This window comes from Vibrio zhugei (genome assembly GCF_003716875.1).
GTDB lineage: Bacteria > Pseudomonadota > Gammaproteobacteria > Enterobacterales > Vibrionaceae > Vibrio > Vibrio zhugei.
On sequence record NZ_CP033078.1, the window covers coordinates 2,096,712 to 2,110,866 of the forward strand.

General features: G+C 46.6%; 7 protein-coding genes. 4 read left to right on the forward strand and 3 right to left on the reverse strand.

Annotation, left to right across the window (positions count from 1 at the left end):
• Nucleotides 1-5 precede the first annotated feature (5 nt).
• Together EAE30_RS14950 and EAE30_RS14955 are read right to left on the reverse strand one after the other, a co-directional pair.
• The gene (locus EAE30_RS14950) at nucleotides 6-3,749 is read right to left on the reverse strand and encodes a nitrate reductase subunit alpha (protein ID WP_123016632.1); all 3,744 of its coding nucleotides are present in this window, start codon (nucleotides 3,747-3,749) and stop codon (nucleotides 6-8) included.
• Nucleotides 3,750-4,013: 264 nt separating this feature from the next.
• Nucleotides 4,014-5,432: a NarK family nitrate/nitrite MFS transporter gene (locus tag EAE30_RS14955; RefSeq protein WP_164711876.1), complete on the reverse strand. Its 1,419-nt coding sequence runs from the start codon at nucleotides 5,430-5,432 to the stop codon at nucleotides 4,014-4,016.
• Between the two features lie 528 nt (nucleotides 5,433-5,960).
• Between EAE30_RS14955 and EAE30_RS14960 the strand changes: the two genes are divergently transcribed.
• The 3 genes from EAE30_RS14960 (at nucleotide 5,961) to EAE30_RS14970 (ending at nucleotide 11,118) form a co-directional block, all read left to right on the forward strand.
• Nucleotides 5,961-7,958 carry a methyl-accepting chemotaxis protein gene (locus tag EAE30_RS14960; protein WP_123016634.1) on the forward strand — a complete coding sequence of 666 codons (1,998 nt, stop codon included), beginning with the start codon at nucleotides 5,961-5,963 and terminating at the stop codon, nucleotides 7,956-7,958.
• A 389-nt stretch (nucleotides 7,959-8,347) separates the two neighbouring features.
• The gene (locus EAE30_RS14965) at nucleotides 8,348-9,997 is read left to right on the forward strand and encodes a methyl-accepting chemotaxis protein (protein WP_123016635.1); all 1,650 of its coding nucleotides are present in this window, start codon (nucleotides 8,348-8,350) and stop codon (nucleotides 9,995-9,997) included.
• A gap of 305 nt (nucleotides 9,998-10,302) precedes the next feature.
• Nucleotides 10,303-11,118: a 6-carboxytetrahydropterin synthase gene (locus EAE30_RS14970; RefSeq protein ID WP_123016636.1), complete on the forward strand. Its 816-nt coding sequence runs from the start codon at nucleotides 10,303-10,305 to the stop codon at nucleotides 11,116-11,118.
• 109 nt (nucleotides 11,119-11,227) lie between these two features.
• Here EAE30_RS14970 and norR read toward each other — a convergent pair whose 3' ends face one another.
• Nucleotides 11,228-12,775, reverse strand: a complete 1,548-nt coding sequence (gene norR, locus EAE30_RS14975) for a nitric oxide reductase transcriptional regulator NorR (protein ID WP_123016637.1) — start codon at nucleotides 12,773-12,775, stop codon at nucleotides 11,228-11,230.
• A 169-nt stretch (nucleotides 12,776-12,944) separates the two neighbouring features.
• Between norR and hmpA the strand changes: the two genes are divergently transcribed.
• The gene (gene hmpA, locus EAE30_RS14980; protein WP_261809134.1) at nucleotides 12,945-14,147 is read left to right on the forward strand and encodes an NO-inducible flavohemoprotein; all 1,203 of its coding nucleotides are present in this window, start codon (nucleotides 12,945-12,947) and stop codon (nucleotides 14,145-14,147) included.
• The last annotated feature ends 8 nt before the right edge of the window (nucleotides 14,148-14,155 follow it).

Consider the following 14,155-nt stretch of genomic DNA (forward strand, 5'->3'; position numbering starts at 1 on the left):
TTCTCCTACTGACAGGTGGGTTGTGTCTGGCTTGACGAGTACTCGTCATCCAACCAATCGACACGGTGCATGCGGCGAATCACCACAAATTCATCGCGGTTTGAGCCCACCGTTCCATAATAATTAAAGCCATAGCTTTGCTGGGCATAGCCGCCAATCATATGGGTAGGTTTGGGACAAATCCGGGTCACCGAGTTATGAATGCCACCTCGTTGCCCTGTCACTTCTGAGCCGGGAATATTGACCAAGCGTTCTTGAGCGTGATACATCATCACCATACCTTGCGGCACCCGCTGACTGACCACCGCGCGTGCGGTTAATGCCCCATTGGCGTTATAAGCTTCGAGCCAATCGTTATCTTGAATATTGAGCGTTTGTGCATCCACTTCACTTATCCACACAATCGGTCCCCCGCGCGAGAGCGTCAGCATCAGCAAGTTATCGCTATAGGTGGAATGGATTCCCCACTTTTGGTGCGGCGTAATAAAGTTCAGTGCTAACTCAGGTTGACCATTATCACGACGCTGCTCAACTTGGCGGATCGCTTGCGTATCAATCGGTGGCCGATAAACGACTAAGCTTTCCCCAAAATCACGCATCCACTGATGATCTTGATATAATTGTTGGCGACCGGTGAGTGTGCGCCACGGAATGAGTTCATGCACATTGGTATAACAGGCATTGTATGAGACGTGTTCATCTTCTAGCCCTGACCACGTTGGGCTGGAAATGATTTTGCGTGGCTGCGCTTGAATGTCGTGAAAGCGAATTTTTTCATCGGCTTTGCTGCGCGCTAAATGCGTATGCTCACGCCCTGTAATATCACTCAACGCTTGCCACGCTTTAACCGCGACTTCGCCATTGGTTTCTGGTGCCAACGTGAGGATCATTTCTGCGGCATCAATGGCCGATTCCAGTTTTGGTCTTCCTGCTGTGGCGCCCGAGGTGTGCACGCGATTGAGCTTTTTCAGTAACTCAATTTCTGTTTGCGTATTCCAGCGAATGCCTTTGCCACCATTTCCTTGCTCATCAAGTAGTGGCCCCACAGAACAAAAACGCGCGCCTGTATTGGGGTAATCACGTTGCACGGGAATGATCTTAGGCCCTGTTTTGCCCGGAATAAGCTCGCATTCCCCATGCCGCCAATCGGCCCCCGTATAGGCTTGGGCAATTTCACTGTCACTATCATGCTGGTTGGCTAACGTCACCATATCCGTTTCTACGCCCAAATGCCCTTGGCACACTTGCGAGAAACTCTTGGCAATATCCCGATAAATATCCCAATCGGATTTCGCTTCCCAAGCCGGATCCACGGCTTTTGAAAACGGATGAATAAAGGGATGCATATCCGAGGTATTCATGTCGTTTTTTTCATACCATGTTGCGGTTGGTAACACGATGTCAGAATAAAGGCAGGTGCTCGACATGCGAAAATCCAGTGTCACGACTAAATCTAACTTACCTTCTGTTGCCGTGTCTTGCCAATCAAGTTCGTGGGGGCGAGTGTCGGCGTAGCTGCCTAAATCTTTGCCTTGAATACCATGTTCAGTGCCCAATAAATATTTGAGCATATATTCATGCCCTTTACCGGACGATCCCAGTAAGTTACTGCGCCAAATGAACATATTACGCGGATAGTGTTGTTCGGGCTGCTCACAGGCAAAACGGATCGAGCCATCTTTTAATGACGCGACCGTATAATCGACCGGATCCATCCCCGCGGTTTGTGCTTGCTTGGCAATGGTGAGCGGATTGACATTGAGTTGCGGAGCGGACGGTAACCACCCCATACGTTCTGACTTAATATTAAGATCAATTAAGTGCGCGCTGTAACGCTGCTTATCGGCGAGTGGGGATAACAAATCGCTCGTATTAACGGTTTCATAGCGCCATTGGCTGGAATGATTGTAAAAATAAGACGTAGAGTTCATCTGACGAGGCGGCTTTTGCCAATCTAGTGCAAAGCTTAGCGGTAGCCATCCAGTTTGTGGGCGCAGTTTTTCTTGGCCCACATAGTGAGCCCAGCCACCGCCACTTTGACCGACACACCCACAAAATACCAGCATGTTAATCATGGCGCGGTATGACATATCCATGTGATACCAGTGATTGACGCCAGCACCGACAATAATCATCGAACGGCCGCGTGTTTTTTCCGCGTTACTGGCAAACTCGCGTGCCAACTGAATGATCCGCTTGCGGTCCACGCCAGTAATCGCCTCTCCCCACGCGGGCGAATATGCCTTGATGTCGTCATACTGTTTTGCGCACGCGGCATCATCAAACCCGCGTTCCACGCCATAATTTGCCAGCATCAAATCGTATACGGTGGTGACTTTGGCGCGTTTTCCATCGGCGAGCGTGATGTATGTATACGGCACTTGGTGATCAATGACATCCGATAACGTCACTGAATCAAAATGATCCGATTCATTGCCACCAAAGTATGGAAACTGAACGCAGGCATAATCATCGGGCGACTCAATCCCTAAAGCTAACACCCGCTCTTGCTGATCCGGCCCAGTCACGGTTTCTAAATTCCAGCGGCCTTTTTCTCCCCAACGAAAGCCAATCGACCCTTGCGGCACCACTAGCTGTTGGGTGTGCTCGGTCAGCGCTAGGGTTTTCCATTCTGGATTATTGTGCTCGCCTAAGGCATCGTCTATATCCGCAGCGCGTAAGAAACGCCCTGCGGTATACGCCCCTGGTGTGGTTTCCTCTAACATAACCAGCATGGGCATATCGGAGTAACGGCGCAGATACTCGCGAAAGTAAGGGACGGTTCGCTGGTGATGAAACTCAGTGAGAATAACGTGCCCCATGGCTAATGCCAGTGCGCTATCCGTGCCTTGCTTAGGGTTTAGCCACTCATCGGATAATTTCGCCACTTCTGAATAATCTGGGCTGACAGCAACGGTTTTCGTGCCTTTATAACGCACCTCTGTAAAAAAGTGCGCATCGGGCGTGCGCGTTTGCGGCACGTTAGAGCCCCACGCCATGATAAAGCTTGAGTTATACCAATCTGCAGATTCGGGAACATCGGTCTGCTCTCCCCACGTCATCGGCGAGGCGGGCGGTAAGTCACAGTACCAATCGTAAAAACTTAAGGTGGTGCCACCAATTAACGATAAATATCGCGCGCCAGACGAATACGAGACCATCGACATGGCAGGGATCGGCGAAAATCCCACCACGCGATCCGGGCCGTGTGTTTTGGCCGTATACACATTCGATGCGGCAATCAACTCATTCATTTCTTGCCAAGTGGCACGAATCATACCCCCGCGGCCACGGGCTTTTTTATAACGTGAGGTTTTGCATGGGTCTTCAACAATGGACGCCCATGCATCCACAGGATCCGCATGTTCACGCTGAGCATCACGCCACAACTCTAACAATTCTTGCCGAATCATGGGGTATTTCACACGGTTAGCGCTGTAGAGGTACCAAGAATAACTTGCCCCACGCGGGCAACCGCGCGGCTCATGGTTGGGCATATCGGGCCGGGTGCGTGGGTAATCGGTTTGCTGCATTTCCCATGTCACTAAGCCATTTTTGACAAAGATTTGCCAACTGCATGATCCCGTACAGTTAACACCATGAGTTGAACGCACCACTTTATCGTGCTGCCAACGATGACGATAGGCATTTTCCCAGTCACGGTTTACATCATAGGATTGCCCATGACCGTTAGAAAATGTCGTACCGCGCTGTTTAAAATAGCGAAAACGATCCAGAAATTTACTCATGGCGCTTTCTCCTTTATATCGAGTGGTAGCGAGTTGCTACGTAATAATTAATGAAATGAACGATGCCGGTAAGAATAAACGTCGACCTCTATGACTTTTTGATACACATCAAACCCACCCGTGCTTATCACGCTCCCTGCGTGCACACTACTCCTTAAGAAGTAGTGTGCTATTTTTATTTAAATACTTGATTTTAATAAAATTTAAAGAAAATTTTTTCACGCAAAGAGGTGTACAGAAACGCGCACAGCTATTAGGGAGTAGTTACGATTCAACCCGGGTTTTTTTGGTGGCTAAACGATCTAACCGCCGCCCATACACCCACCAAGTGATAAAAATGCAACTGATATAGAAACCAAGAAAGATTTTCATCGCGGTCAATGGTGAGCCAGTCATGGCAAGGGATAAGCCGAACGCGCGCGGAATGAAGAATCCGCCAATCGCGCCGATGGCTGAAATAAAACCTAATGCAGCGGCCGAATCCGTACTCGCTTTACGCTGCGCGGCCTCTGCTGCTAATCCAGCGATACGCGCTTTGTCGGTCGAAATTTGACGAAAAATGACCGCAATCATCTGAAAGGTTGAGCCACTGCCTAAGCCGGAAGTAATGAACAAGCCCATGAAAATAATAAAGAAAAGATAAAATGATCCGGCGTTAGAGGCCGACGGCAGAGTCATAAATACCGCCGCGGTTAGGAGCGCCATGGCAATAAAGTTCACGAGTGTCACGCGGATGCCACCTAAGCGGTCAGAAAGCGTGCCTCCTAAAGGCCGTGCCAAAGCGCCAACCAAAGGTCCTAAAAACATATACGACAGAATGTCATGCTGAGGAAATTGGGTTTTTGAAAGCATTGAAAACCCGGCGGAAAAGCCAATAAAGGAGCCAAACGTTGCCAAATAAAGCAGACTTAAGCCCCACAAATGTGGCTCTTTGAGAACGGGGAGCTGCTGGCGAATGGAAGCTTGTGCCGATTGAATATCATTCATGCCAAACCAAGCACACAACGACACGACAATCAGAAACGGCACCCAAACCAATGCGGCATTGGCTAAATATAACACCTTGCCAGATGGCTGTAAGATGCCCGATGTCATGCCACCAAACAGGCCTATCGAGACCACAAGAGGCACCAAAAGCTGCATCACACTGACCCCAAGGTTACCAAGTCCGCCATTGAGCCCCAGCGCTTTGCCTTGCTGAGCTTTGGGATAGAAAAAGCTAATATTTGACATACTCGACGCAAAATTTGCCCCAGCAATCCCACACAATAAGGCGATGAGGACAAACTGCTCAAAAGGCGTTTGTGGGTGTTCGATGGCATAGGCAAGCCATAAACAAGGCACAGTCAAAATAAGCGTACTGAATACGGTCCATCTGCGCCCCCCTACGACGGGCACAATAAATGAATACGGTATCCGACCAATCGCTCCGGTCACGGCTGGCAACGCCGTCAATAAAAACAATTGATCCGTGGTGAAATTAAAGCCGACTTGATTGAGATTAACGGCCACGGCTGAAAATAACATCCACACACAAAATGACAGCAGTAAGCAGGGTATGGAGATCCATAAATTGCGTTTAGCAATGTGCGCACCTTGCTCTTCCCAAAACTGCGTATCATCGGGTTGCCAACGCGTTAATATTTTACTGGAGTGAGTATCATCATGCTTGGTACGAGACATGGTAGCGTCCTTCCTATTGATTAATTATGAAGAACTTTTATCGATTCCAAGCAATAGACTTATTGATACATATCAATATTATTATGAATAAGCGCTGACCTTAATGATGCATATACTCCCTAAGTAGTATTAGACAGTTAATCATTACTAGTTGATTTTTATTAATTTTCTATAAATAAATATTTAAGGAGAGCTTACATTAACACAAATGTTTTATTTGGGAGTAGTTAACTTAATCGCTTTTATTGATACCTAATGTAACGCAATATTCAGCGCTATTTGTGCGTCATTCATTGACAAAAATAACCTCCCACATTGACTAACTAGTTGATAAATATAAACCATGATTTTCTTCACATTATGATATCTTGTTAACAACTTATTCATCATTAAATATCAAGCTAAGCCATAGACCATTTAGAACGTGACCATAAAAAACAATATTTTTTAACAAACATATAGAAACTAACCAACTATGCGTTATATTAACAATAGGACAGCGTATTTCTTAAATTTCTACGAGTTATTATGGATATTATAAAAAACCTATCGTTTAGAAAAAAACTTTTATTATTAATCATACCCCCTATCATCGGCGCCATCGTATTTTCTGGGATGATATTAAAAAATGCTTATCAAGATAATCAGTTAGCCAACGATATCCAAGCGTTAGTGCGGCTATCGATTAAGGGCAATCTCATTGTGCATGAATTACAAAAAGAACGAGGTACCACGTCAGGCTTTGTGGGCTCCAACGGCAAGAGCTTTGCCAATAAAATGCAGCAACAACGCCAAGCGACCGACACGATTTTGCAAGCCACCGCACTGAATGAGGCAATCACTGAGCGTTTACGCTCGGCCTATCCTCAAGTCACACAAAGCATGCAAAGCGTGTTACGCGGTTTAGAACGCTTACCTGAACTACGTAAACAGGTTGACGCACTGTCACTATCCGCGGCGCAAGCGGCGCAGTTTTATACTGATCTCAACACATCACTGTTAGCGCTCAGTGGTACCATTGCTGACATGTCCACCTATGGGCAACTCACCAGTAAATTGCGTAATTATTATACCTTTTTACAAGCCAAAGAAGCGGCGGGTAAAGAGCGCGCATTACTCAATATCGCGTTATCCAATGACGCATTTAACCCCGGCGCTTATCAAAAATTTGTCACCTTAGAGTCTTATCAAAATGCGTACCTGACATCATTTGAGCAATTTGCCTCACCAAGTCAATTACAACAACTTGAAAACCTACGCTCTAGCCCCGCAGGTAAGCGAGTCAAAGCGATCCGCGCCATCGCCAATGATAAATTTGTCACCGGTAATTTTGGCGTTTCAGGTCCAGAATGGTTTGACGCAGCAACGGACAGAATCAATCAAATGAAAGCGTTAGAAGATGGCTTAGCGCAAGAAGCCAGCACTATGGTGCAATCGATTCACAGCCAAGCGCAGCGATTCATCTATTTTAGCCTGATATTTATCGGCGTATTAATCATCATCACCACGGTATTGTGTGTGTATGTCGCGCGCCTGTTAATTCATCAGACAATGAGCTTAGCCAACACCATCAATACGGTTTCGCAAACCAAAGATCTGACTTTACAGGCCGATGTTAACTCAACCGATGAACTTGGGCGCAGCGCACAAGGGTTTAATGACATGCTGGCAATTATTCGTCATATGCTCAAGCAGATTACCGACAGCAGCGTACAGTTATCCGCCGCAGCCGAGCAAACCAGTATTTCAATCGCTGAGAATACCAATAGCTTAGAAAAACAAAGCTTAGAAACCTCACAAGCGGCCACCGCAACGGAAGAAATGACCGCCACAGTCAATGAAATTGCGACCAATACCACTCACACCGCTGATGCCGCCAATGAGGCCTCCCAACTGTCCCATAACGGTATGGATATAGTGGAAAGCAACGCGCAAAACATGAATACGCTGCATGAACAAATGTCTGGCGCGAATACGCAGGTTATTGAGCTACGCGACGCTAGCCAAGAAATCAATAATATTGTCGATGTCATCAAAGGCATTGCAGAACAAACGAACTTACTGGCGCTAAATGCGGCAATCGAGGCGGCTCGCGCAGGTGAGCAAGGACGGGGTTTTGCCGTGGTTGCTGATGAAGTGCGCAGTCTGGCGCAGCGCACGCAAAAATCGACGCAGCAAATTGCCGATATGGTCGCGCGTTTTCAATCCGAAGCAGGCCAAGTGTCTGAGATTATCGAAGCCTCGTTTGAGCATGTTAAGCACTCATCGCAACAAACTCATTCAGTCAAAGAAAATCTCGAAGCAATCAACCGTGCCATCGACTCCATTACGGATATGTGTAATCAGGTGTCGGCTGCAGCCAATCAACAAGTGGCCGCCACCAATGAGATTGCGATCAACATTCGTACCATTAATGATCTTGCCGATGTCAGTGCGGAAACGAGCAAACAAATTACACTGGCAGCGAAAGAACAAGCCCAACTTTCCAGCCAGCAGCATGAATTAGTGGCCCAATTTAAGCTCTAATTCGAAAGATACAAGGATTCACCTTGATTGACTCACTTTATTTGGCGTTGCCCTCGCGCCAAATAAAGTGAATGACGTACGCTTAATTCTATGCCGCTCCTACCCACACGCAATATAGTGAGATGACGATCACATTTGCTCTTCAAACCTTTTAAAAAACAGTAACTTCATGATTTATATCATATAAATGAAATACAATATTTTCAAGTAGTTATAAAAAAGACGTGCAGATTATAGAGCAATATCCAAATTATGATCGATACTAAATGAAAGGTTATGTCGATACGTATACACGCCATCATTACGCGTCGTGTCGATATTGGATATGGATAAGATAACCAATCAACGTACAGCCCAACATGTGCAGACGTTGAGCATTGGAGAGAAACGTGATTATCAATAAAATGAACTTGAAAACTCAGTTAATGGCGTTAGTAGCGATCCCTTGCGCCATTCTGATCGTGGTCAGTATGTCGGGCATACACAGTATGGAAAACTTACAAAATGAAACTCGTCTGCTCACCAAAAATACCAACAAGCCGATGCGCTCCATGGCGAGTGTTGCGTCGTTGATTCCCCGCATGCGCGTGGGTATTGATGTCATGTTTTTAAATCCGCTACCAGGAATGGAGCGAAAAGAAGGCATTCTTCCTCACTTAAATGATTTAAGAAATGAAGATCTTCCTGCCGTTGCCAAAGCGATGCAAGATGCTTACGATGCCCAAGTCGATCCGCAAGCGCAAAAAATGATGAAAACATTGCAAGAACGCTTTGAACGGGCACGCCAAGAAGTGTTTTTACCGATGATCCAAGCTTTTGATAACAATGATATTACATTAGCTCGCAAAATTTATATGGACAAATATCGCGATGCCTACGGCGATATGCGCAAGCAAGCGGATGATATCCTCGATCGACTATTGGCAAATGGCCAGCAAAGCTTTCAAAATAGTGAGCAACAATACCAAGATTCTCGTTTGCGTATGTGGCTATTCACTGGCATCGCGCTAGCGGCTTCATTATTGTTCGTTGGATTGATTACTAGACGCTTGAATAAACGCGTTAAAGTGCTGCAAACCAATATTAGCCAAGCATCAAAAAACTTGGATCTTACCACCCAAATTACCTTGTCTGGTAGTGACGAGTTTGTCGATATTGCGCATTCATTCAATCGCTTTATGTCCAGCTTTAATGAAGTAATTACTAGCGTTATGAATAACTCCCGCGCGCTGGCTCAAACCGCGCTTGAAGTGTCAGAGCGCGCGAACCTGACTCATAAAAACTGTGTTCATGAAAATGAGCGCGCCACCATGATTGCCACCGCGATTAACCAAATGGGTGTGTCGATTAGTGACATTGCTCATAACGCCTCGCAAGCCTCGGACGCTGCGAAACAAGCGGATAGTAATGCTCATGAAGGCGCCAACCAAGTGAACAGTGCGCGTAGTGAGATTATGGTGCTTTCAGACCGGCTCAATAACGTTGGAACCGAGATTGACTCACTGGCGCAAAAAACCGACTCGATTGGCAGTATCCTCGATACGATTCAAGGTATTTCTGAGCAAACGAATTTACTGGCACTCAATGCGGCGATTGAAGCGGCGCGCGCTGGAGAGCAAGGCCGAGGATTTGCCGTGGTTGCCGATGAAGTCCGCAACCTCGCCACGCGCTCGGCGCAATCAGCCAATCAAATCAAAGACATGATCGGTGAACTGCAAGTCACCTCGAAAAAAACCTTTGCGGCAACCGAAGCGAGCCAAAAACAAGGGTCGGAAGTGGTTGAGCAAGCGGAAAAAGCCAGTGTCATTTTACAAAGCATTACTGACAATGTGAGTCAAATCAGCGATATGAATATTCAAGTTGCCACTGCGACAGAGGAACAATCCATGGTCGTGAATCAAATGAACACGCATATTATGGAAATTAATCAATTATCGACAGAAACCACACACATTGCTGATCAGTTGACAGAATCGAGCGAAAGTTTGCAATCACTCTCCAACAGCCTCGACACCTTAGTCAAAAAATTTAAGCTCTAGCAACGATCCGCGTAATGTCACCCTTGTCATTACGCGGTCTTCTTGTGGCTCATAGACACACTCAGCGCGAAATTGCATCATTGGCTTGCCACTATGTTGCGCCGCGTTTCGATTATCAGTATTTATTATCCCGCCTTAGCAATTTAGCTAAACCTATTGATAGTTATGATTTTTCTTCGGTATAAGCCTTGCTATTTAAGGCGTTTGCCACTTTTGCACTTAGAACTAACTTGAAAAACACCGTAAGTTTATCCACAATCGCTTGCGTTTTAGCTTGCGAGCTATTTTTTAAGAGAGGTATTCGTGTGAAAACTGCGATGTATATTGATGATCTGACCGCTATCGACTTTTCGGTGTATGACGGTACAGATATCAAGGGAGATAGCATTTCTCTTAGTGTCATGGTGACCGGAGAGGAAAACGAGACAGGGATGATCTCTGATTTTGGAAAAATTAAACCAAAACTGAAGTATATTTGTGATGAAGAAGTGGATCACCGTTTAGTGTGTGATAGTCGCTATCTAACCCATCATAATGATCGCAGCTTAGGGGAGTTTCCAGTATCGGGTGGGATGATTAATGCCCAAGGCCCAAGTGTCATGTTTTGTGCAATTCCGATGGCTTCTGCAGACTACATTACGGATATTAAACACTATCTATTGAGCAAATTTTCGCAAGCGATGCCTGAATTTGAATTTGAGATTACGTTAACGCGCAGCACGACTGCAAGTTTCCAATATAATCATGGACTCAAGTTACATGATGGTAATTGCCAGCGTATCATTCATGGCCATAGCTCCGATCTCGAGATTCAAATTGATGGTCAACCATGTCGCAAAAATCACGATTGGATAGCGAGCTCGCTTAACGGTAAACACTTTTTTAATCGTAACGATGTGGTGGTGGGTGACGAGCGTTCAACAGTGCGTTATCACGCCTCTCAGGGTGAGTTTGAAGTGCACATTCCCAACCAATTAGTTGAAGCGGTGCAAGGTGAACCCTCCATCGAAAACATTTCTAAGCATATTGCAACGCTGGTGAAAGATCATAACCCAGAAGCCCAGTCCGTGCGTGTGCGCGTGAGTGAAGGGTTATCAAAAGGTGCGGTGACGCTCGCTTAATGATTCTAGTGAGTGCAATCTCTTTGTACTCACTGTCTTCACGCCGACTTTGCTCTCCGCTCTCTTTGCCCGTTCGTCGAGAGCTGTTCAATAACTTAGTTAACCGCACTCATCGTGACGACTTAAGCGCCAGACGTTTGGCTAATTTGTGTAAGTTACTGGCATCTATTCCTAATAATTTGGCGGCTTGCGCCCAGTTGTCTTGGGTATACCCTAACGCCCGCCTGATATGGGTAGCTTGAAAACGGTCCGTCGCCGCTTTCAAAGGTAACATATCACCTGCCGATGATGGTTCACGCAGCGGCATATCATCTATAGCCATCAATCCCGATGGCGCACGTAACTCGTTATCTAGGTGTAATGGCGTTATCGTGACGATGGTGCGTTTATCCGCCCCTTCACTCACCGTTCTTAACGCCGCGCGACTGATCACGTGCTCGAGTTCACGAATGTTTCCCGGCCAGCGATAGTGCAAAAGCATCTGCTCAGCGTCTGGCGAGATGCGTAAACTGCGAAATCCAAAACGGCTACGATTAAGCTCAATAAAGTAACCCGCCAATAATAAAATATCGTTGCCGCGCTGCCTTAAAGGCGGAATGTCGACAGGGTATACCGATAATCTGTGATAGAGATCAGCTCGAAAATCGCCGCTTTTCACCATGGCCTGTAAATCACGATTAGTCGCCGCGACCACGCGAACGTCCACTTTTTTTATCTGATCCGCGCCGACTCGTTGAATCTCACCATTTTGTAATACGCGCAATAGTTTCGCCTGTGCTAACAGTGGTAGCTCGCCGATTTCATCCAAAAATAACGTACTGCCATGGGCAGCTTCGATCCGCCCAGCACGATCGAGCAAAGCCCCTGAAAACGCGCCTTTTTTGTGACCAAAGAGTTCACTTTCAACTAAATTATCCGGAATGGCGGCGCAATTAACATGCACTAATCGTTGGTTGGCACGCGGCGAGTGGCGATGTAGCCGGTGAGCAAACAGTTCTTTCCCGACGCCAGTCTCACCGGTTAACAACACAGACAATTCCGAATCGGCCACAATATCAAGCTCTTTTAATAAGGTGCGGATACAGTCATCGTCACCAATCAATTCAGGCGCACTCTCTGTCGTCAACTTTTCTGGTATGACTTTCCCTTGGTAACGCCGTAACGCTTGCACTTCACGTTCCAACTCCCCAACTTTGATGATGGCTTCACAATAGCGCGCTACCGCGGGGATCAAAGCTCGCTGCGCCTCGGTAAAGTGGCCTCGTTCGAGCGAATCTAACGTTAACACGCCCCACAAGGCATCATTTAACCATAAACTGATCCCCATACAATCATGCACAGGCAACGGGCGACCTTGATAGGTATCGAGTAATCCATCATAAGGATCGGGTAACACGCATTGCTCAGTAAAATGCACTAACTCGCGACTCGCGAGAATACGCGCCAACCGAGGATGCTCTTGAATGGTAAAACGTCGTCCCATGGTGGTCGATACCACGCCAGTCAAAGCGAGCGGTTTTAATTGCTCGCCATCAAGCTGTAACACGCCCACCGCACTGCACGCTAACGACTCTTGAATGTCAGTCACCAATTGTTGTAAGCGCTCGGTAAGCAGGCGATCTTGGTTCAGTAATTGAGCATTGAATATTTCCAGCATGGTCTTTTTTACCTTTAGGGTATTTTTTACCGCATTAGTTAAGGTAAAAAATACCATTTAATTTAATAAAATCAAATAAAATTAATTACTTATAACATGGCACAAAGCTTGAGTATTCAAAGTAGTAACATGATGGAACACGCATCATGACTTTCTTACCAATCACAGGATGCCTTCAATGAACGAACAACAGATTGCTCTAGTCAAAGCGACGGTCCCCGTATTACGTGACAATGGTGTTGCGCTAACCAGTCACTTTTATCAGCGCATGTTGACACATAACCCTGAACTCAAAAATATCTTTAACCAAGTGCATCAACAACAAGGTCGCCAACAACGCGCATTGGCGAATGCCGTCCTCGCGTATGCCGAAAACATCGATGATCCCTCGGTGCTCAACCACGTTGTCCAGCGGATTGCCCATAAACACACCAGCTTAGGTATTCGTGCTGAGCAATATTCGATTGTCGGTAAGCACTTATTAGCCTCGATCGAAGAAGTGCTGGGCGATGCCGCTAGCCAAGAATTACTCGACGCATGGACGGCGGCCTATCAACAACTGGCGGATTTATTTATTCAGGTCGAAGCGCAACTGTATCAAACATCGATCAGTGATAACTACGGATGGACAGGGTGGCGTCCGTTCAAAATCGCGAAAAAGGTGAAAGAAAGTGACGAAATCACCTCTTTCTATCTCACACCATGCGATCAAGGCACACTCCCTGCCTATCGGCCAGGGCAATACATTAGTATCCGGCTCTTTATTAACGAAACTGGCCTGTATCAGCCTCGCCAATATAGCCTTTCGCAAGCGCCGAATCATGAACACTTACGTATCTCAGTCAAAAAAGAGCCCGCGCTTGATAATCACCCCAAAGGCGTGGTGTCTAATCGCTTGCATAATGAGTATACAGAGGGTGCCATCATCGATGTTTCCGCCCCTTATGGCGAGTTCTTTTGGGACAACACCTCGCAGCGGCCCGTCGTTTTGTTAAGCGGCGGCGTCGGTATCACGCCGATGATAGCCATCAGTGACGCCATTAACGCAAGCGAGAGTCAGCAACAAGTACACTTTATTCACCGTGCACGTTCAGAGCATGTGCATGCCTTTAAAGCATGGACAGACAACCTCCCCACGCCACAATTCTCAGTGCGCTATTTTTATGATGATGGCGCCGCGCCACAAAATCACGCTGAACCTGGGCCGTTTACATTAGAAACCGTGCTCCCGAGTGATTATCACAACGCCGATTTTTATGTGTGCGGCCCAACTGGGTTCATGCAACGCTACCTAACCGAGTTACGTCAATTGGGGATCGATGAAGCGCGGATACATAGCGAAGCATTTGGTTCTGGTGGCGTAGAGTCATAACTGGGAGT